Annotated in this window: 18 protein-coding genes; 8 read left to right on the plus strand and 10 right to left on the minus strand. The window is 73.1% G+C overall.

Annotated features, from left to right (window positions below; all coding sequences use genetic code 11):
* Nucleotides 1-62 precede the first annotated feature (62 nt).
* The gene (locus ACQEVU_RS39515; protein ID WP_433332937.1) at nucleotides 63-932 is read left to right on the plus strand and encodes an NADP-dependent oxidoreductase; all 870 of its coding nucleotides are present in this window, start codon (nucleotides 63-65) and stop codon (nucleotides 930-932) included.
* On the opposite strand, the gene ACQEVU_RS39520 is transcribed toward ACQEVU_RS39515, so the two are convergent.
* The 5 genes from ACQEVU_RS39520 to ACQEVU_RS39540 all read right to left on the minus strand — a co-directional run bounded on the left by ACQEVU_RS39520 (nucleotide 922) and on the right by ACQEVU_RS39540 (nucleotide 6,683).
* Nucleotides 922-1,272 carry a hypothetical protein gene (locus ACQEVU_RS39520; RefSeq protein ID WP_433332939.1) on the minus strand — a complete coding sequence of 117 codons (351 nt, stop codon included), beginning with the start codon at nucleotides 1,270-1,272 and terminating at the stop codon, nucleotides 922-924. The genes ACQEVU_RS39515 and ACQEVU_RS39520 overlap by 11 nt on opposite strands.
* A 352-nt stretch (nucleotides 1,273-1,624) precedes the next feature.
* Complete coding sequence (locus ACQEVU_RS39525) at nucleotides 1,625-2,818, minus strand: MFS transporter (protein WP_433332941.1); 1,194 nt, start codon at nucleotides 2,816-2,818, stop codon at nucleotides 1,625-1,627.
* Between the two features lie 23 nt (nucleotides 2,819-2,841).
* The gene (locus ACQEVU_RS39530) at nucleotides 2,842-3,669 is read right to left on the minus strand and encodes a YhjD/YihY/BrkB family envelope integrity protein (protein WP_433332943.1); all 828 of its coding nucleotides are present in this window, start codon (nucleotides 3,667-3,669) and stop codon (nucleotides 2,842-2,844) included.
* Nucleotides 3,666-5,516, minus strand: a complete 1,851-nt coding sequence (locus tag ACQEVU_RS39535) for an anthranilate synthase family protein (RefSeq protein WP_433332945.1) — start codon at nucleotides 5,514-5,516, stop codon at nucleotides 3,666-3,668. The genes ACQEVU_RS39530 and ACQEVU_RS39535 overlap by 4 nt, the downstream gene beginning before the upstream one ends.
* Nucleotides 5,517-5,714: 198 nt before the next feature.
* Nucleotides 5,715-6,683, minus strand: a complete 969-nt coding sequence (locus tag ACQEVU_RS39540; RefSeq protein ID WP_433332947.1) for an aldo/keto reductase — start codon at nucleotides 6,681-6,683, stop codon at nucleotides 5,715-5,717.
* Between the two features lie 52 nt (nucleotides 6,684-6,735).
* Here ACQEVU_RS39540 and ACQEVU_RS39545 point away from each other — a divergent pair, with 52 nt between their 5' ends.
* Complete coding sequence (locus ACQEVU_RS39545) at nucleotides 6,736-7,122, plus strand: MerR family transcriptional regulator (protein ID WP_433332949.1); 387 nt, start codon at nucleotides 6,736-6,738, stop codon at nucleotides 7,120-7,122.
* Here the strand turns inward: ACQEVU_RS39545 and ACQEVU_RS39550 are convergent.
* Nucleotides 7,077-7,925: a hypothetical protein gene (locus ACQEVU_RS39550; RefSeq protein WP_433332951.1), complete on the minus strand. Its 849-nt coding sequence runs from the start codon at nucleotides 7,923-7,925 to the stop codon at nucleotides 7,077-7,079. The two genes, ACQEVU_RS39545 and ACQEVU_RS39550, sit on opposite strands and share 46 nt — an antisense overlap.
* 44 nt (nucleotides 7,926-7,969) lie before the next feature.
* Here ACQEVU_RS39550 and ACQEVU_RS39555 point away from each other — a divergent pair, with 44 nt between their 5' ends.
* Both ACQEVU_RS39555 and ACQEVU_RS39560 read left to right on the plus strand, forming a co-directional pair.
* Complete coding sequence (locus tag ACQEVU_RS39555) at nucleotides 7,970-8,359, plus strand: response regulator (RefSeq protein ID WP_433332953.1); 390 nt, start codon at nucleotides 7,970-7,972, stop codon at nucleotides 8,357-8,359.
* A 61-nt stretch (nucleotides 8,360-8,420) separates the two neighbouring features.
* On the plus strand, nucleotides 8,421-9,491 hold the full coding sequence (locus tag ACQEVU_RS39560) for a YihY/virulence factor BrkB family protein (protein ID WP_433332955.1): 1,071 nt from the start codon (nucleotides 8,421-8,423) through the stop codon (nucleotides 9,489-9,491).
* A 5-nt stretch (nucleotides 9,492-9,496) separates the two neighbouring features.
* Here ACQEVU_RS39560 and ACQEVU_RS39565 read toward each other — a convergent pair whose 3' ends face one another.
* Together ACQEVU_RS39565 and ACQEVU_RS39570 are read right to left on the minus strand one after the other, a co-directional pair.
* Entirely contained in the window at nucleotides 9,497-9,889 is a 393-nt protein-coding gene (locus ACQEVU_RS39565; protein WP_433332957.1) for a roadblock/LC7 domain-containing protein, read from the minus strand.
* A complete protein-coding gene (locus ACQEVU_RS39570) occupies nucleotides 9,886-11,904 on the minus strand; it encodes an ATP-binding protein (RefSeq protein ID WP_433332959.1) in 2,019 nt (672 codons plus the stop codon). Before ACQEVU_RS39570 ends, ACQEVU_RS39565 begins: the two co-directional genes overlap by 4 nt.
* A gap of 222 nt (nucleotides 11,905-12,126) precedes the next feature.
* Between ACQEVU_RS39570 and ACQEVU_RS39575 the strand changes: the two genes are divergently transcribed.
* Nucleotides 12,127-14,049, plus strand: a complete 1,923-nt coding sequence (locus ACQEVU_RS39575; RefSeq protein ID WP_433332961.1) for a DUF1800 domain-containing protein — start codon at nucleotides 12,127-12,129, stop codon at nucleotides 14,047-14,049.
* 5 nt (nucleotides 14,050-14,054) lie between these two features.
* On the plus strand, nucleotides 14,055-15,413 hold the full coding sequence (locus ACQEVU_RS39580) for a DUF1501 domain-containing protein (protein WP_433332963.1): 1,359 nt from the start codon (nucleotides 14,055-14,057) through the stop codon (nucleotides 15,411-15,413).
* A gap of 6 nt (nucleotides 15,414-15,419) precedes the next feature.
* Here ACQEVU_RS39580 and ACQEVU_RS39585 read toward each other — a convergent pair whose 3' ends face one another.
* Nucleotides 15,420-15,818 carry a subtilase-type protease inhibitor gene (locus tag ACQEVU_RS39585; RefSeq protein ID WP_433332965.1) on the minus strand — a complete coding sequence of 133 codons (399 nt, stop codon included), beginning with the start codon at nucleotides 15,816-15,818 and terminating at the stop codon, nucleotides 15,420-15,422.
* A 194-nt stretch (nucleotides 15,819-16,012) separates the two neighbouring features.
* Between ACQEVU_RS39585 and ACQEVU_RS39590 the strand changes: the two genes are divergently transcribed.
* Both ACQEVU_RS39590 and ACQEVU_RS39595 read left to right on the plus strand, forming a co-directional pair.
* A complete protein-coding gene (locus ACQEVU_RS39590) occupies nucleotides 16,013-16,618 on the plus strand; it encodes a hypothetical protein (protein WP_433332967.1) in 606 nt (201 codons plus the stop codon).
* A 536-nt stretch (nucleotides 16,619-17,154) separates the two neighbouring features.
* The gene (locus ACQEVU_RS39595) at nucleotides 17,155-17,499 is read left to right on the plus strand and encodes an STAS domain-containing protein (protein ID WP_433332969.1); all 345 of its coding nucleotides are present in this window, start codon (nucleotides 17,155-17,157) and stop codon (nucleotides 17,497-17,499) included.
* A 584-nt stretch (nucleotides 17,500-18,083) separates the two neighbouring features.
* Here ACQEVU_RS39595 and ACQEVU_RS39600 read toward each other — a convergent pair.
* Nucleotides 18,084-18,635, minus strand: a complete 552-nt coding sequence (locus ACQEVU_RS39600) for a GtrA family protein (protein ID WP_433332971.1) — start codon at nucleotides 18,633-18,635, stop codon at nucleotides 18,084-18,086.
* Nucleotides 18,636-18,679 lie beyond the last annotated feature (44 nt).

Here is an 18,679-nt window from a genome sequence, read left to right on the forward strand (position 1 = left end):
GCGCATGAAAAGCCATCACCCAGGATGTTTTCGGCGGTCCCGAGGTACTGCGGCTGGCCGACGTGGCGACGCCCGAGCCCGGGTTCGCGCAGGTGCTCGTGCGGGTCCACGCCGCCGGCGTGAACCCCACCGACTTCTGGCACCGGGCCGGCGGCGGGCTGCAGGGGCGCATCGTGCCGCTCGGGTGGGACGTGTCCGGCGTCGTCGAGGCGGTCGGTCCCGGCGTCACGCTCTTCGCGCCCGGCGACGAGGTGTTCGGGATGCCGCGGCAGCCGGAGCCCGCCGGGACGTACGCCGAGTACGTCGCCGCGCCCGCCCGGCACCTGGCCCGCAAGCCGCCGGGCCTCTCGCACGCCGAGGCGGCCGCGCTGCCGCTGGTGTCGCTCACCGCGTGGCAGGCGCTGGTCGACGTCGCCGGGGTGCGGCCGGGGCAGCGGGTGCTCGTGCACGCGGCGGCGGGCGGGGTCGGGCACGTGGCGGTACAGATCGCGAAGGCCCTCGGCGCGCAGGTCGTCGGCACGGCGAGCGCGGCCAAGCACGCGTTCGTGCGCTCACTCGGGGCCGACCGGGTCGTGGACTACACCACCGAGGACTTCGCCGAGACGGTGTCGGACGTGGACGTCGTGCTGGACCCGATCGGCGGCGAGTACGGGCCGCGGTCGCTGCGCACGCTGCGCCCCGGCGGGCTCGTCGTGTCCCTGGCCTCGCCCGCGGAGGCCGCGCTGACGGCGGTCGCCGCGGCGCAGGGCCGCCGCGCGATGTTCATGGTCGTGGAGGCCGACCGGGCCGGCATGCTCGCGATCGCCGACCTGGTCGAGCGGGGGCTGCTCAAGCCCACCCTGGATACGGTACTGCCACTGGCGCAGGCCGCGGAGGCGCACGAGCTCGGCGAGCGGCGCTCGGCCACGGGCAAGATCGTGCTCACGGTCTAGAGGGCTCCGGTCGGGTCCGGTGGGCCGTCGCGCTGACCTTCCGCGCCGCGGCGGCCACCGAGCCGCGTTGGGTGGCGGCCAGGCTCGTCCGCTCGTGCGGGGACGCGGCGACCCCGCGCTGCGCGGTCGCCACCACGCCCAGGCGGTCGGCGACGCCCGCAGCGGCCGCCGGGAACGCGGCGACCCCTCGCTGCCCGGTCGCCACCACGCCCAGGCGGTCGGCGACGCCCGCAGCGGCCGCCGGGAACGCGGCGACCTCGCGCTGCGCGGTCGCCACCACGCCCAGGCGGTCGGCGACGCCCGCGGCGGCCGCCGCGACGGCGGCCGCGCCCGCGGTCACCTGGCCGACGGCCGTCTCGATGCGGCCCGTCGCCGAGGCGGTCTGGGCGGCCAGGTTCTTGACCTCGTTGGCGACCGCGCCGAAGCCCTCGCCCGGGCCGGGCGGCCTCGATCATCGCGCCCGTTCCATCGGCAGCACGGCACGCATTTGTAGCCGGCGGTGCGTGACCCAGGCGTCATCACACCGCGGCGCGGGAACGGGCACAACGTCACGGAGCGTGAGGCGCCGTGCACCGAATCGGATTTATCGCCTGTCGGGGGATAAATCCGAAAAGTCGTGGCGCGGAGCGCCCGACTTTTCGGCTCGGATCAGGGGGCGGACCGTCCCCGCGGCCGGCAAAGTCGCCCACGAATCAGGTGGCGGGGGCCGTCTCCGCGGTCGGTGACGGGGCATGGGTGCGGAACGACGGGGCGAGCGCCACGATGCCGGCGGCCAGCACCGCCGGTACCACGAAGGCCCAGCGCAGCGACCAGCCCTCCGCGACCGCGCCGATCAGGCCGGCGCCGACCACGAAACCGACGTAGTTGAAGAGGTTGACGCGGGCGATCGCGACGCCCGAGCCCGACGGGTCGAGGCGGCCGGCGGCCGAGAAGGACTGCGGTACCACGAACGACAGGCCCAGGCCGACGATCGCGAAGCCCGCGATGCTCAGCGCCGGCGTGGCCGACGCGGCGACCAGGACCAGGCCCAGGCCGCCGACCACGCCGCCGACCGAGACGACGGCCGTCGGGCTGAAGCGGTTGACCAGGCGGTCCCCGGCGGTGCGGCCCACGAGCATCGTCGCCTGGTACGCGGCCAGGCCCAGCGCGGCCACGCTCGTCGTCGCGTCCAGGGTCTTCTCGATGAAGACCGAGCTCCAGTTCGACACGGCGGAGTCGGCGATGTACATCAGCATCATCGCGGTGCCGATCAGGACGATCGGGCGCCACGGGATCCGGGCGGCCGCCGCCTCCGACTGCGACTCGCTGACCTCGACGGCGGCCTCCTCGGCCCGGCGGAGCTGGCCGGGACCGGCGAGCAGGGCCAGGACGAGGCCGCAGGCGGCCACCGTGGCCAGCGAGGCGGCGATCGACCAGCCGAGGTGGGCGGTGCCCGAGGTGGCCAGGGCGCCGAGGATGGCGCCGGCGCTCCAGACGGCGTGGAAGGAGTTGAGGACCGGGCGGCGGTAGCGGCGCTCCACGGCGACGCCCTGCATGTTCATGGTGGCGTCGACCAGGCCCAGCATGAGGCCGACGAAGGCGAGGGCGAGGTACAGCTGCCACTGCCGCGCGGCCAGGCCGGTCAGGGTGATGGCCAGGCACACGCCGGGGCCGCCGGCGCGCAGCACCCGGGAGCTGCCGAGGCGGGCGCTGAGCAGGCCGGCCACGACGCTGCCGACGCCGGCGACGACGGGGACGGCGAGCAGGACCAGGGAGAGCTGGGTGTCGTCGAAGCCGAACTTCTTCTGCAGGGTGGCCACCTGCGTGAGCAGGCCGGCGAAGCAGAAGCCCTGCACGAAGTAGGCGCCGGCGACGGCGACGCGTGCCCGGCGGTCGCGCTGATCCACTGGCCGGCTCCTTAAACCCGAAATTATTTCGGAAGCATTGTCGTTCGCGCGGCGGAACGCAAGAGCCGCGCGCGGTGCGCCTGGAGCGTCGCCGCGTAGCCCACGAGGGTCAGCAGATGGAAGAGGTACAGCCACAGGCCCACGGCCACGGCGGCGCCGACGCCGGCGAGGCCGCCGAACGGGGCGCCGAGGTCCAGCGGCAGCGACCAGAACAGCACGAACCCGTGCGCGAAGCCGGAGACGTTCGCCGCGGTGAACGAGCCCAGCACCCACGTCACCGCCCAGCCGGGCTTCTCCGGGGAGATGATGCGGTACACCATGACGAGCACCGGGCTGAGCACCAGCCAGACGGCGAGGAAGGACAGCACGACCGCCCACACGGCCGACCAGCCGCCGGATTCCAGCCGGCGGGCCGGGCCGCGCAGGGCGGCGAGCAGCGCGACGAGCAGCACCGGGCCGGCGGCGAGCAGCGGCAGCACGAGCAGGCGGCCGGCCCAGCCCGCCGCGGCGCCGCCGGGGGCGCCGGACAGCGAGGCGAGGGCGCGGCGCAGGCCCTCGCCGTAGAGGGTGGCGGGGACGAGCGCGACGAGGGTGAGCCACCACGACATGGCCAGGCCGGCCCCGAGCAGCACGCCCGCGCCCGCCGCCATGCGCTCCGGCATGGCGGCGAGCACGGGCGCGGCCAGGTGGCGCACCAGCTCCGGGCCGGCCAGCGCGCCCGCGCCCCGGATCACCAGCAGCGCGACCGGCACGACCGCGATCGCACCGTAGAAGGTGACGGCCGCGGCGTGCAGGTTGAGGTCGCGGCCGCGAAAGGACCGGGCGACGAGGCGGGCGAGCCGGACGATCACTCCGGTGACGTACCCACCGGGGCGTCGAGCAGAACCGTGAGCAGGTCGCGCAGCAGGCCCAGGCCGTCCTGGCTGAGCACCGACTCGGGGTGGAACTGCAGGCTCGCGAACGTCCGCCCGCGCAGCGCGTGCACGTCGCCGTTGGCGGGGTCGCGGGCGACCTCGACCGGGCCGTACGGGGTGTCGAGCCCGGTGCCGGCGTGCGTGGCCGCGAACGTGGAGTAGAAGCCGACCTTCGCCGGGCGGCCGAACAGGTCGACGTCGCGCTGCATGCCCTGGTACGGCGACGCCTTGCGCCGCAGCGGCAGGCCGAGCAGGCCGCACAGGATCTGGTGGCTCAGGCAGATGGCCAGCATCGGGGCGCCGGCCTCGAGGCGCCCGGCGATGAGCCCGCGCATCCGGGCCATCTTCGGGTCGTCCAGCCGGCGCGGGTCGCCCGGGCCCGGGCCGGGGATCACGAGGTCGTACGCGGCCGGGTCGAACGGCCGGTCGTGCTGCACGAGGGTCGTGGACAGACCCAGGACCCGCAGCTGGTGTACGAGCATGCTGGTGAACGTGTCCTCCGCGTCCACGACCAAGGCCCGCCGGCCGGCCAGCGCCGGGTCGGCGCTCAGCGCGTCGCGGGGCTGCAGCCAGAACGGGGCGAGGGTCGCGTTGCGGGCCACGAGCGCCGCCCGCACCTCGGGGTCGGCGGCCAGGCGCACGTCGGGCGCGGGCGGCCGCGGCGTGTCCGCCGTGGGCGACGGGCCGGAGAGGCCGAGCGCCCGCAGTACCGCCGCCGCCTTGGTGTGGGTCTCCAGCACCTCGCCGTCCGGCGTGGAGTGGCGGACCAGCGTCGCCCCGACCGGCACCCGCAGCCGCCCGCTGTGGTCGATGTCGGCGGTGCGGATGAGGATCGGCGCGTCGAGCGTCTGGTTGCCCTGCGCGTCACGGCCGACGAGGGCGAGGACGGCGCCGTAGTAGCCGCGGCCGCGGCGCTCGTGGCGGGCGACGACCCGGCAGGCGTTCTCGATCGGGCTGCCGACGACGGTCGGGGCGAACATCGTCTCGCGCAGCACGTCGCGCACGTCCTTGGAGCCGCGGCCGGCCAGCAGGTACTCGGTGTGGACGAGGTGCGCCATCTCCTTGAGGTACGGGCCGATGACCTGGCCGCCGAGGTCGGCGACGGTGGCCATCATCTTGAGCTCCTCGTCGAGCACCATCGACAGTTCGTCGATCTCCTTGCGGTCCTGGAGAAACGCCAGGACGGCCGGCTTGGACGGGGCGCCGCGCAGGGTGCCGCTGATCGGGTTCATCATGACGAGGCCGTCGTCGACGCTGACGTGCCGTTCGGGGGTGGCGCCGACGAGGGTGCGGGCGCCGGTGTGGACGACGAACGTCCAGTACGCGCCGCGCTCGCGGGTCAGCAGCCGGCGGAAGACGGTGAGCGCGGCCGCGACGGGGTCGCCGCCGAGGTCGGCCTCGAAGACGCGGTGGATGACGAAGTTCGAGCCCTCGCCGCGCCCGATCTCCTCGCGCAGCACGGTGTCCACAATGGACGCGTACTCGTCGTCGGCGACGTCGAAGCCGGCGCCGGCCAGCTCGATCGGGGCGTCGGGCAGCGCGGCGAGGACGTCGTCGACGGCGACCTCGCGGCGGCCCTCGATGCGCAGCACGGCCAGCGGGGTGCCGTCGTCGACGCAGTCGAAGCCGCGCTCGCGGACCTGCCGGAACGGCACGAGGGCCAGGCATTCGCCGGGGATGTCGGCGAGACTGTCCACCGTGGACACCGGGCCGGTGAGCACCTCGACGGCGGCGCGGCCCTCGCGGCGCAGGAGCGCGAACGGGGCCTTCGGGTCGATGAGCATCTGGGTTTCCCTTCGGGATCGGTGCCGCGTCTCTTCAGGCGGCCCCGGCTCCCCGGGAAAGCAGAACGGCCGCCTCGATGGGCGGCCGCGGATGGTGTCGCGCGGAAGTGGGCCGCCTCGTCAGGCGGGCCACCACTGGTTACTGGGTCGCGCGGTCACGAGGGAGAGCGTACGGGCTCTCCCCCGTGCGCGCCAGCGTTACCTGCCCAGGGAACCCATCTCGGCGTACCGGGCCCCGGCGACGTCGCGGCCGATGGAGAGCTTCTCGATCGCCGCGAGGTCGTCGGCCGTGAGCTCGACGTCGAGCGCGGCGACGTTCTGCTCGAGGTACGGGCGGCGCTTGGTGCCCGGGATCGGCACGACGTCGTCGCCCTGGGCAAGCACCCAGGCCAGCGCCAGCTGGGCCGGGGTGGCCCCCTTCGCCTCGGCGAGGTGCCTCACCTCGCTGACCAGGTCGAGGTTCTTCTGGAAGTTCTCGCCCTGGAAGCGCGGGTTGCTGGCCCGGAAGTCGTCCGGGGCGAACTGGTCGGGGCTGGTGATCTCGCCGCTGAGGAAGCCGCGGCCGAGCGGGCTGTAGGCGACCAGGCCGATGCCGAGCTCGCGGAACAGGGGCAGGATCTCGGCCTCGGGGTCGCGGCTCCACAGGGAGTACTCGTACTGGCCGGCGGCCACGGGGTGCACCGCGTGGGCGCGGCGCACGGTCGCCGGGGCCGCCTCGGAGATCCCCAGGTGGCCGACCTTGCCGGCGGTGACCGCCTCGGCGAGGGCGCCCCAGGTCTCCTCGATCGGCACGGTCGGGTCGACGCGGTGCTGGTAGTACAGGTCGATGTGCTCCACGCCGAGGCGCTGCAGGGACGCGTCGACGGCCTGCCGGACGTACTCCGGGCGGCCGTTGATCCGGCGGTGGCCGTCGTCGCGCTGGATGCCGAACTTCGTGGCCAGGACGACCTCGTCGCGGTGGCCCTTGATGGCGCGCCCGACGAGCTGCTCGTTGGTGAAGGGGCCGTACATGTCGGCGGTGTCGAGCAGCGTGACGCCGAGGTCGAGCGCGCGGTGGATGGTGGCGATCGACTCGGCGTCGTCGCCGGGGCCGTAGAACTCGCTCATCCCCATGCACCCGAGGCCGAGCGCGGACGTGGTCAGGGCACCGAGGTTTCTCGTTCGCATGCCAACTACGTTGCCCCTTCGAGCGCACTCTAAGTCAAATAGACTGGGCAAGGTGGACGGGTACACCATCGCCGAGGTCGCCGAGCAGACCGGGCTGACCGCGCACACCCTGCGGTACTACGAGCGCGCCGGGCTGCTCAGCCCGCCCGGGCGCGGCAGCAACGGGCACCGGCGCTACTCCGACGGCGACATGGGGATGCTGCGCATTCTCACCCGGCTCAAGGGCACCGGGATGACGATCCAGGAGATGCGCCGCTACGCCGAGCTGTGCCGGGTGGGGCCCGAGACGTACGAGGCGCGGCGGGTGCTGCTCGAAGAGCACCGCCAGCTCGTGCTCGACCGCATCGCGGCGCTGCAGGAGGACCTCCAGGCCATCGAGCACAAGATCAAGATCTACGCGGCGGGGGAGGCGCCCGGGCGGGATCTGGCCAGGCCGTAGAGGCAGACCAGGGCGGCCAGGACCATCGGGGTGCCGTCGCGGATCAGGCCGTCAGCGCCCAGCAGCAGCCAGCACAGGATGGGCTGGACCAGCAGTACGAACGCGGAGACCAGGGCCAGCAGCAGGCGGGCCCAGCCGTGGCCGAAGAGCGTGACGAAGCTGATGATGCCGGCCACCAGGCCGGTCGCGAACGACAGCGCGAACCAGGACACGACCAGCGGGACGGCCACCTCCTGGCGCAGGCGGGGGGCGTCGAACAGGGTGCCGAGCGCGACCAGGCACGGGACGAACATCAGCGCGGAGTACGACAGCGCGGCCACCCTCGCCGTGAGCACCCACGGCGGGACCGGCCGGCGGGGCTTGCGCCGGGTCAGGTGGGCCTCGATGCCGGGCGAGCGGAACAACTGCCACACTACGGCCGAGCACAGCACGGCGACCACGACCAGGCCGGCGATCACCGGCCAGCGGGGCAGCAGCGCGCCGTGCTTGGGCTGCACCAGCCGGGCCGAGGCGAAGACCGTGGTCACCGCGAGGATCAGGCCCAGCGGGCGCGCCGTGAGGCGGCCGAAGCGCACCTCGCGCATGAGGAACAGGAAGCCGATCGCCCGCAGGACGGCCCAGGCGGTGCGCACGGCCAGGGACAGGCCGGCCTCGGCGGCGTAGTGCAGGTTGACGACGTCCACGGCGACGGTGGCCAGGGCGGTGGCCAGCAGGAGCCGGCGCAGGCGGCGGCTGGCGGGGGTCGGCGGCGGCGGGCGCTCGAACCGCAGCAGGTCACCGATCGAACGCCCGTCGCCGTTCATGGAACGGCACGCTAGCACCCCCGTGCGCGGCATATCGTGGTCACATGCTCGAGCACCTGCGCATCCTGGTCGTCGACGACGAGCCGGACCTGTGCGAGATCGTGCGGCGGGTGCTCAGCCGGGCGGGGGCCGAGGTGCTGACCGCGTCCGGGCTGGCGGGGGCCGAGCGGTGCTGCGCGGAGCACCCGAAGGGCATCGACCTGGCGATCACCGACCTGAAGCTCAACGACGGCTCCGGGGTGCAGGTCGCCGACGCGGTGCGGGCCAGCAGCCCCGATGCCATGATCATGTACATGTCGGGGCTGCCCTACTTCGACGCCGCCGTCATCGAGCTCGGGCCGGAGGCGTCCGTGATCGCCAAGCCGTTCCGGGCCACGGAACTGGTCGACACGGTGCAGACCGCACTCATCCGGGCGGGAAGGGTCGCCCCGTAACGTTAACGGGCAGCGCTCGTGGGGCATAGAGACGGCAACACCGACCCCGACGAGGTGCGCGATGACTTCTTCAGCGGATCACCCTGCGCGTTCCTCCGCGGCCGCCGCGGCGCATTCGGCCGCGGCTCGCGCCGCCGAGAAGTCGGCGGCCGCCAAGGAACCGGCCCCCGGCCCGGCCGAGGCCGGGCCCGACTCCCCCACCAAGCTGAGCCGGCGCTCCTGGATCGACGTGTTCAAGCGGACGGTGAAGGAGTTCAACAACGACAACCTCAGCGACTGGGCGGCCGCGCTGACGTACTACGGCGTGCTGTCCGTGTTCCCGGGGATCCTCGTGCTGCTGTCGGTCTCCGGGATGCTGCTGACGGGCACGACCCAGGATGCGGTACTCAAGAATGCCCAGGCCCTGTTCCCGGCCTCCATCGCCGGCCCGGTCACGGGCGCGGTCGACGAACTGAAGAAGGGCTCCCACTCGGCGGGCCTGTTCGCGCTCGTCGGCCTGCTCGGCGCGCTGTGGACCGCGTCGGGCTACGTGGGCGCGTTCATGCGCGCCGCGAACGCCATCTACGACGTGCCGGAGGGCCGCCCGATCTGGAAGGTGCTGCCGATCCGGCTCGGCATCACGGTCGCGGTCGGCACCCTGATCGCCATCGCGGCGCTCAGCGTCGTCTTCACCGGCCGGTTCGCCGAGCAGGCGGGCGGCTGGGTCGGGCTGTCGAAACAGGCGGTCGAGGTGTTCGACATCGCCAAGTGGCCGCTGCTGCTGGTGGTGGTGATGCTGATCCTGGCGATCCTGTACTGGGCGTCGCCGAACGCCCGGCAGCACGGCTTCCGCTGGATCACGCCGGGCGGCGCGCTGGCGGTGTTCATCTGGCTGGTCGCGTCGGGCGGTTTCGCCGTGTACGTGTCGAACTTCAGCTCCTACAACAAGACGTACGGCACGCTGGGCGGCATCATCGCGTTCCTGGTGTGGCTGTGGATCTCGAACATCGCGATCCTGCTGGGCGCGGAGTTCGACGCCGAGCTCGAGCGCGGCCGGGCGATCGAGGCCGGCCAGTCCCCGACCGCGGAGCCGTACGTCCCGCTGCGCGACGACCGCAACGTCAAGAAGGACCACGACATCGGCCTGGGCTGACCGCCTCAGCGCGTGGTGGGGGTGAGGGCCGCGCCGACCTGCTCGACGAGGCCCGTCATCTCGAAGGCGACCTGGCCGACGTCGCAGCCGGGCTGGACCATGGCGGCCAGGCTGGCGAGGCTGCCGCCCTCGCCCAGGGCCATCACGAACAGCAGGCTGCGGCCCATCTCCACGATGGTGCGCTGCACCGGGCCGGCCGCGGTGCAGGCGGACAGACCCTGGGCCAGCGACACCACCCCGGCGACCATCGCGGCCAGCTGGTCGGCACGCTCCGGCGGCAGCTCGCTGGACGCGGCGACGAGCAGGCCGTCGCCCGAGACGGCGACCGTGTGCCGCACGCCGACGACGCGTTGCGTGAAGCCGCTCAGCAGCCAGTCCAGCCCCGTGGTCGGTGTCATGCCGAAGGACGTCCTTCCGTGTTCGTGGACGCGGTCACCGGGTGTTGGGTGATCGCCTGCTGGTAGCCGGTCAGAAGGTTCCGGACGGCCTGCGGCTCGACGTCAACCGTAGGGCCGTCGGGAGTGGGGACGGGACCCCGTACGACCGGGACGAGGGTCGAACGGGGGTGCGGGACGTCGACCGGCTCCCCGCCGGGGAGGGGCCGGCGCCGGGCGGCGGGCGTCCGGCGCACCGCGGGCGTTGCCGACGCATCCGGGGCGGGCAGGACGAGCGCGGCCGGCAGCGCGACGAGGACCCGCAGGCCGGTGCCGGACGGCTGGGGCCGCAGGGTGACGACGACGCCGTGGCGGGCGGCGAGACGGCCCACCACGGCCAGGCCGGTGCGGCGGGCGTCGGCCGCCGGGCGCCCCTCGGCGGGGCCGGCGCGGTCGGCGGCCAGGCGGGCGTTGAGCTCGGACCGGCGGGCCGGGGACAGGCCCGGGCCGCGGTCGGCGATCTCCACCTCGGCGCCGTCGGCGGCGCGGCGGCCCTCGACCAGCACGGGGCGGTCGGGCGGGCCGTTGCGGGCGGCGTTGTCGAACAGCTCGGCCAGGAGGTGTACCACGTCGTCGGCCGCCTCGGGGGCGATGCGGACGTCGGGGGCGATCATGGCGTACTCGATGCGGCGGTAGTCCTCGATGCGCGACTGCGCGGCCCGCAGGAGGTCCAGGAGGCCCACCGGGTCACGGCGGCCGGTGGCGCTGTCGGCGCCGGCCAGGACCAGCAGGCTCTGGGTGTCGTGGCGGATGCGGGTGGCCAGGTGGTCGAAGGCGAAGAGCTCCGCCAGGCGGTCGGGGTCGGCCTCGTCGCGCTCGGCCGCGTCGAGGCGCTCCACCAGGGCGTCGGCCAGGCGCTGGCTGCGCCGCGCCAGGGCGACCAGGGCGGCCGGGCTCTCCGCCCGCGGCCCGGCCGGTCCGCCGGGGTCGTCGGCGCGCCGCGCGGGCGCGCCGGGTTCGGGACGCAGCGGCGGCCGGTCCGCGGTCGGCACCGGGGTGACGGTCAGCTGTACCAGGTCCAGCCCGGTGGCCGGCGGGCGCTGGCGGGAGCGGTTGGGCGCCAGGAAGTAGCCGGCGCCGTCGGGCGAGGGCCGGGCGGCGGCCCGCGACCGGGAGGCGGTGAGGCGGCGGCGCAGCGAGCGCGCCACGAGGGCGGTCAGCGTGACCGAGGCCGCGGCCAGGAGCAGCACGACGGCCAGGCCGCCGATCGCGATGCGCTGCCCGCGGTCGCGGGCCGCCCGCGCCGACTCGGACTCCCCGGCGCCGGACGCCGCCGCCAGGTCGGCCAGGGCGTCGAGGGCGGGCTGGGCGTCGCCGGCGAGGCCGGACGGGACCCGCTCCAGGCGGGTGCGCAGCGCGGCGGGCGCGGCGTCGGCGAAGCGGCGCAGCGCGTCGAGGTGGGTGGCGCGGTGCGCGGCCAGGGCCTCGCGCCGGGCCGGGGTGTCGGCGCCGCGCAGGTCGAGCAGCTGGATCTGGGCGAGCTCCTCGCGGGCCACGGCGAGCCAGCCCGACGCGCGGGCGGCGGCCAGCACCGTCGCGGGGCCCGGGCGGGCGGCGACGGACTGCCGGAAGGCCACGAGGTCGCTTTCCAGCTGGTTGTACCCCATGAGCACCTCCGCGGCGCCGACCTCGGCGCCGCCCAGCGCCTCGGCGCGCAGCGCGGGGAGCGGGGCGGCCGCGGGCAGGGCGGCGACGGCCCGGTCGACGGCGGCGAAGCGGGCGGTGAACGCGGCCCGGGCCTGGTCGGTGCCGGTGAGCAGGTACTCGGCGGCGGCGTAGCGCTCGCGGGACAACTCGGTGGCGGCCCGGTCCGCGGCCGCGCCGGCGGCGACGGCGGCCTGCAGCGTCGCGGCGGCGCTCATCTGCGTCGCATAGCCGTAGGCGGCCACGCCGGCCAGGCCGAGCAGGCCCAGCAGGGGCACGAGGAGGACGAGGCCGACCCGGGTGGCGACCGGGCGGCCGGGCGCAGCGTTGTCCACAGCCGCTACCCCCTGCCCTCGTCCGGTCACCTATGCGTACACCCTGAGCAATCCGTGCGGAAGAGATGACTTTTGGTAACCACCATTGATCATGGTGAACATGTCGGCTTTCATGGGCTTCGCGAAGAAAAACGGTCACTTAAGCAAGAAGAAAGACAAAGTTGAGGCGCCGCCGGGCCGCGCGGCTTGAGGGGGGTTCGGGGGGTCACTAGATTCCCTAGCGTGCCAGAACGGCTCTTCTCGGATGACCCGGGCGACGCGCCCAAGAAGGTGAAGGGCGCGTTCTTCTCGGACTACACCGGCGAGTTTCCGATGCCGCGCGTCCTGCAGGCGCCGCCGGAGGCCACGGAGCGTACCGGCGAAGAAACTGAAGGTGCCAAGCTTCCCCGCAAGGCCGGTGGACCCGCGCCGGCGTGGCTGCGCACCGGGCGGCCGGCGCTGCACGAGCTCATGCGCAACCGGCGGCAGGCGCTCATGGCCCTCGGCGGCGGCGCGGTCGCGCTCGGGGCCCTCGGGACCGGGGCGGCGGCGGTGTTCGGGCCGGTCGGGAGCGACCCCGACGAGTTCGTCAAGACCGGCAACGGCGGCGGCAACGTCTCGCCCCGCGACGCCGGGTCGTTCTCCAACCGCGACTCGAGCTACACCAGCGGCCAGGGCGACCTCAACGACCTCGGCGCGTCCGGCGTGGCCGACACGCCCTCGGCCGCGGCCGTCGCCGCGATGCGGGCCACGCCGCGGTTCCCGACGCCGCTGCAGCGCGACCCCGTGCTGCACCTGCTGCGCCGCGCGACGTTCGGGCCGACGCCGGCCGACATCGCGCTGGTGAAGCAGATCGGCATCGACGCGTGGATCGACCAGCAGCTCGACCCGGACAAGATCGCGGACCCGGTCGCCGACGCGGCGCTCAAGGCGGTGCCGACGGCGACCATGTCGACCGCGGACATCCGGGCGACGGTCAAGGACGGGGACAACAAGCCGCAGTACGAGCTGACCCGCGCCGTCCTCGCCCGGCAGATGTGGAGCAGCCGGCAGCTGTTCGAGGTCATGGTCGACTTCTGGAACAACCACCTCAACATCACCAGCCCGTTCGACGGCGGCTGGGACGTGCGCGGGCCGTACGACGTCGGCACGATCCGCAAGAACGCGCTGGGCAAGTTCTCCGACATGCTCATCGCGTCCGCGCGGGACCCGGCGATGATGCGGTACCTCGACAACACCTCGTCGGACAAGCGCAACGTCAACGAGAACTACGGGCGCGAGCTGCTCGAGCTGCACACCGTCGGCATCGACGGCGGGTACAACGAGAAGGACGTGCGCAACTCGGCGTACCTCATGACCGGGCGCACCGCGACGCGGGACGGCACGTTCAAGTACGACCAGAACAAGCACTGGACGGGCGCGGTCAAAGTGCTCGGGTTCCAGCACGCCAACAAGTCCGCCAAGGACGGGCTGGCCGTCGGCGACGCCTACCTGCTGTACCTGGCCACGCACCCCTCCACCGCGCGCTACGTGGCGCGCAAGCTGTGCGTGCGGTTCGTGTGCGACACCCCGCCGCAGGGGCTCGTCGACCGGCTGGCCAAGACGTACCAGGAGAGCGGCTCGGCGATCGTGCCGGTGCTCAAGGTGCTGTTCCGGTCGCTGGAGTTCTGGATCGCCGGCGGGCTCAAGACGCGCCGGCCGCTGGAGAACTTCGTGGCCACGGCGCGGGTCGTCGGCACGACGCCGGGTGCGGACACGGCGAAGGCGCTCGACGACATGTACAACTTCACGAACAAGCTCGGCCAGCCGCCGCTGGGCTGGGGGCCGCCGGACGGCTACCCCGACGTCGCCACGGCGTGGAGCTCCGCGGCCGGCATGCTCGAGACGTGGAACGCGCACCGGGCGTTCATGATGCAGCAGTGGAAGGGCCTCAACAACCCGAAGGCCGACTCCCTGGTGACGCAGCCCGCGGCGACGCTGGGCACCTACCTGGACGTGCTGTGCAACCGGCTGATCTTCCAGCCGATGCAGCCGGCGGAGAAGGACGCGCTCATCAAGTTCATGGGCGCCAAGGCCGACACGCGCATCACCGACAACAACCTCGGCGGCAAGCTGCCCCTGCTCGCGCCGCTGATCCTCGACTCCGTCTACCACGCCCTGCGGTGAGGCCGATGAGCGACTTTCCTGCCGGAGAACGCCGGCCGGCCGACCTCGAGCAGCTGCGCCGGCACGGGCCGAACCTGTGCGAGGCGGCCATCCGCGTGCACGCGGACAAGGTCGCCGACGAGCTCGCCGCCGAGCGCGACCGGTGGAGCAAGGGCTTCACCCGCCGCCGGCTGGTGCAGGGCGCCGGGTTCGTCGGGGTCGCCGCGCTCGGCACGCAGCTGGTGACCAGCCGCGTGTCGTTCGCCGCGCCGGAGGACAACAAGAACACGCTCGTCGTGATCTTCCTGCGGGGCGGGATGGACGGGCTGTCCGTCGTGGCGCCCGGCGACGACCCGAACTACAGGCAGATGCGGCCCAACATCGCCGTACCGATGGCGGCCATGAAGGCGGTCGGGCGCGGCTTCGGCCTCAATCCCGCGATGACGTCGCTCTACCCGCTGTGGGACGCCGGGAAGATGGCGGCCGTGCACGCCGTCGCCTCCCCCGACGCCAGCCGCAGCCACTTCCAGGCCCAGGACGCGCTCGAGCGCGGCGCCTCGTCGGTCGCGGTGCGCACCGGCTGGCTGGACCGGGTCCTGGCGCAGATGGGCCCGGGCACGACGTTCCGCGCGATCGCGCAGGGCTCGGCGCTGCCGCGCTCGCTCGTCGGCGGCGAGCAGGCGATCGTGCTCAACGGGATGCGCGACTTCCGCATCGACAACGACAACATGCGCACCCAGACGATGGACGCGCTCAAGACGTTGTACACGGGCCTCGACCACCCCCTGGCCACCACGGCGGGCAGCACGCTGCAGGCGATCAGCACCGCGCAGAAGCTGGCCAACACGCAGTACCGGCCGGCGGACGGGGTGCAGTACCCGGGCGGCGGCCTGGCCAACAGCCTGCGCGACATCGCCCAGCTGCTCAAGGCCGGCGTCGGCCTGCGCGTGGCCGCGCTCGACGTCGGCGGCTGGGACATGCACACCAACCTCGGCCGGGTCGACGGCGGCGACATGAAGAACTCGCTGACCAACCTGTCCGACGCGATCGGCGCGTTCTGCACCGACATCGGCCCGCTGCTGGACACCACGACCGTCGTCACGATGAGCGAGTTCGGCCGCCGCGTGCAGGAGAACGGCAACGTCGGCGTCGACCACGGCCACGGCAACGCGATGCTGCTCTTCGGCGGCGGCCTCAACGGCGGCAAGGTCCACGGCAACTGGCCCGGCCTGGCCCCGTCGGCGCTGGACCAGGGCGACGTCGCCGGCGCCAACGACTACCGCGACGTGCTCGCGGAGATGCTCAAGAAACGCTTCGGCGTCGGCGACTCGGCGACGATCTTCCCCAACCACGACTTCAAGCAGCTGGGCGTGTTCAAGGGCTGACGCCTCCTACAGGCTGAAGACCGGCCCGGTCGTCGTCGTAAGGGTGCAGGAGTTGCCGAACGTGTGCTGGTAGGCCACCTTGCGGCCCTTCCAGCGCCCGGTCGCGGTCACCGTGACCGGGTCCCACTGCATCGTGCACATCCCGCCGTTGAGCTGCAGCCGGTCGAACCGCCCGCCGACCTTGGCCAGCTCCGTGCACGCCCCGCGGGCCTGCCGGTGGGTCCCGCCGGCGGGCTGGCAGGTCAGCGACGCCCGCCGCTGCGCGGGCTTCGTCGACTCCCCCTTGGCGACGGTCAGCACCATCTCGGTCGCCCCGTACCGCCCGGCCGCCGCGTTCGCCACGCCCGGCCCCGCCGCCGCCGCCGCGCCGACCGCCGCCAGCAGCGTGACCGCCGCAGTGACCACCCTTGTTGCACCCATCGCCGACCCCCGTCGCACCTTGCTTGGCCCGCAGAGCCTACGCCGATTCACCCGATTTATCCGACAAACGCAATTTATCCGGTACCCCGGGAGTCGGAAATCGGCCGCGGAACGTCCCCCGTTGATCGACGAGCGGGATTAGGGTGCTGGTACGCATACTCCTTTTGGGAGGTTGCCCCGTGACGCTCGAAGCGCAGGCCCAGAAGCTCGTGGCCGGGCTCGTCCGGGTGGCCGTGATGGCCCCCACGGACGGTCCGGAGCCCGACCATGGCCTGCCACCCGCCCATCGGCAGGTGATGCTGCTGCTGGGGCGGCGCGACCGGGAGTACCGGCTCTCCGACCTCGCCGGCGACCTGGGCTCGTCGGTCGCGGCGACCATGGCGCTGCTGTCGCCGCTGATCGCCGAGGGCCTCGTCGAGATGCGCCCGGCGCCGTCCTACGCCGCCCGCGATATGCGGGTCGCCGCCACCGACAAGGGCCTGGCCACGACGCCCGCCCCGGCCAACTGGGCCGACAAGCTGCTGGCCGAGGTGGAGACGCTGACGGACAACCAGCAGGCCCGGCTGCTGCGGATGGTGACGGCGAAGATCGGGCTGATGCAGCAGCAGAACAGCATTCCGATCACCCGGATGTGCCTGTCGTGCCGCTTCTTCGACGGGTACCGCCACCCGGGCACGCCCACGCCGCATCACTGCTGGTTCGTGGACGCGCCGTTTGGGTATCGCGAACTGCGGCTGCACTGTCCGGACCACATTCCCGGCGCACCGCCGAAGCCGGCCCTGTAGGCGGCACCTCTGCCGGCCCTTGATTGAGCCGGCTCGGATCGCCGCCGATTGGCGTTGCCTGGCCGCGTTGTCGGCGTCGGCGTTGCCTGTCGGCGTTTCCGGGCGGCGGCCTGGCAGCGTTGCCAGTCGGCGTTGCTTGGCGGCGCAGCCGGTCGGCGTTGCTCGGCGGCGTTGTCGGGGTCGGCGTTGCTCGGCGGCGTTGTCGGGGTCGGCGTTGCTCGGCGGCGTGGCCGGGAGGCGTTGCTTGGCGGCGTTTCCGGTCGGCTGCTCGGCGGCGTTGCCAGTTGGGTCCGTTCGGTGTTGGTCACGATAAGTCCGGCGCTGGCGCGCCTGACTTATCGGACATTTCACAATATTTCGTGTTGGGTTACCTTGATGGATTTCGTCCCTATCTCTGCGCACGCAGCGTGCAGGGTGCCGTACCGCACTCGGAGTGCTCGCAAACACTTCATGCGCTCCGCGGTGAATGCGGGACCGCCGAGCGGTGCGTACCGTACGGCGGGCATTTATGCTGTTCGCGTGAGCTGGTGTACGCCATGAGCATGTCGGTCACGACCAACGTCATGATGGACGGATCGACCGTGCTCTCCGTCCGCGGCGAGATCGACCACAGCAACTCGGCCACGCTCCGTCAGGAAATCGTGTCCGCCGCCACCGAGCGCCGGCCGCGGGTGCTGCGGGTGGACCTGGGCCTGGTGACGTTCCTGGACTCGGCCGCGGTCGGCGCGCTGGTCGGCGCCCAGCGGGAGTCGGGCGCGGAGGGCGTACAGGTCGTCGTGTGGCGGGCCAGCCCGTTCGTGCTTCGGCAGCTGCGTATCGCCGGCGTGCACGAGATGCTGGGCGCCCCGGCCGAGCACGACAGCGACCACATCGTCTTCTGACCGGCCCTCGCCGGTCGCGACCGCCTTCCGACCGCCCTTGCGCTCGGGACCGCCGCCTGACCGCCCTGGCGGTCGCGATCGCCTCCTGACCGACCTCGCGCTCGCGACCGCCTTCCGACCGACCTCGCGGTCGCGATCGCCTCCTGACCGACCTCGCGCTCGCGACCGCCTTCCGACCGACCTCGCGCTCGGGACCGCCGCCTGACCGCCCCGGCGGTCGCGATCGCCTCCTGACCGACCTCGCGCTCGCGACCGCCGCCTGACCGCCCTCGCGGTCGCGATCGCCTCCTGACCGAACTCGCGGCTGCGATCGCCTTCCGACCTACCCTCGCGGTCGCGACCAAATGGCGGCGCTGATCGACCCAGGCCGGATTTATAACCCGACAGGCGAAAAATCCGACAAGTCGTGGCACGGAGTGCCCGACTTGTCGGGAAAACGACGGCGGGCGGCCACCTTCGCCCCAGTGGGAGCCGGGATTGCGTTCAGGATCGCCGGCGACCCGCCGACGCGAAGCAGCGAAAACGCTCGCGGTGAGGAAGGCGGGGCCGGAACTGCCAGGAAACTTGCAGCGCGCAGAAGGCGCTCAGCCGCCGGTCGAGTCGGCGGGCGCGGGCTGCGGCGGGACCTCGTAGCGCTTCGGGGCGGGGCGCACGTCGTCGTGGGGGAAGACCCACACGCGGTAGGCCCACAGGCGGAAGACCATGGCCAGGGCGACACCGATGATCATGCCGAAGACGAAGTCGCTGATCTCCTCGACCGCGTGGCTGATGTTCGGGTAGTGCAGGCCGAAGACGTACTGGGCGATCCACAGCGGGGCCGAGTTCACCGCCACGCCGATGCCGTTCGCGACGGTGTACAGCAGCATCTCGTGGTGGCGGCGGCGGCCGCCGCGGGTGCGGAAGGACCACTCGCGGTTGAGGAAGTACGAGACGACGGTCGCGATGACATTGGCGATCGTCAGGGCGGTGACCGGCTTCGACTCAAAAACCGTAAGGCGAAGCGCGTAGTTCGCGACCAGGCTCACCACGTAGCAGAAACCGCCTACGATGATGAACTTCACTGTCTCGCGGTTCTTGCGCAACGCCTCGGCCACGGGCTTCGGCAGCCGATTGAGGGTCCGGTCTGTTAGCCGCATCGGCCGGACTATACCCGGCCAAGCTTGCGATATGCCTAGCGCGG

The organism is Dactylosporangium sp. CA-139066 (assembly GCF_050936175.1).
GTDB lineage: Bacteria > Actinomycetota > Actinomycetes > Mycobacteriales > Micromonosporaceae > Dactylosporangium.

What these genes read in the sequence shown, in the direction of transcription:
- ACQEVU_RS39535 (WP_433332945.1), bottom strand. Translation starts at nt 5,516, where the DNA reads ATGCTCATCGACCCGAAGGCCCCGTTCGCGCTCCTGCGCCGCGAGGGC.
- ACQEVU_RS39540 (WP_433332947.1), bottom strand. Translation starts at nt 6,683, where the DNA reads ATGCGAACGAGAAACCTCGGTGCCCTGACCACGTCCGCGCTCGGCCTC.
- ACQEVU_RS39550 (WP_433332951.1), bottom strand. Translation starts at nt 7,925, where the DNA reads ATGAACGGCGACGGGCGTTCGATCGGTGACCTGCTGCGGTTCGAGCGC.
- ACQEVU_RS39555 (WP_433332953.1), top strand. Translation starts at nt 7,970, where the DNA reads ATGCTCGAGCACCTGCGCATCCTGGTCGTCGACGACGAGCCGGACCTG.
- ACQEVU_RS39560 (WP_433332955.1), top strand. Translation starts at nt 8,421, where the DNA reads ATGACTTCTTCAGCGGATCACCCTGCGCGTTCCTCCGCGGCCGCCGCG.
- ACQEVU_RS39565 (WP_433332957.1), bottom strand. Translation starts at nt 9,889, where the DNA reads ATGACACCGACCACGGGGCTGGACTGGCTGCTGAGCGGCTTCACGCAA.
- ACQEVU_RS39580 (WP_433332963.1), top strand. Translation starts at nt 14,055, where the DNA reads ATGAGCGACTTTCCTGCCGGAGAACGCCGGCCGGCCGACCTCGAGCAG.
- ACQEVU_RS39595 (WP_433332969.1), top strand. Translation starts at nt 17,155, where the DNA reads ATGAGCATGTCGGTCACGACCAACGTCATGATGGACGGATCGACCGTG.
- ACQEVU_RS39600 (WP_433332971.1), bottom strand. Translation starts at nt 18,635, where the DNA reads ATGCGGCTAACAGACCGGACCCTCAATCGGCTGCCGAAGCCCGTGGCC.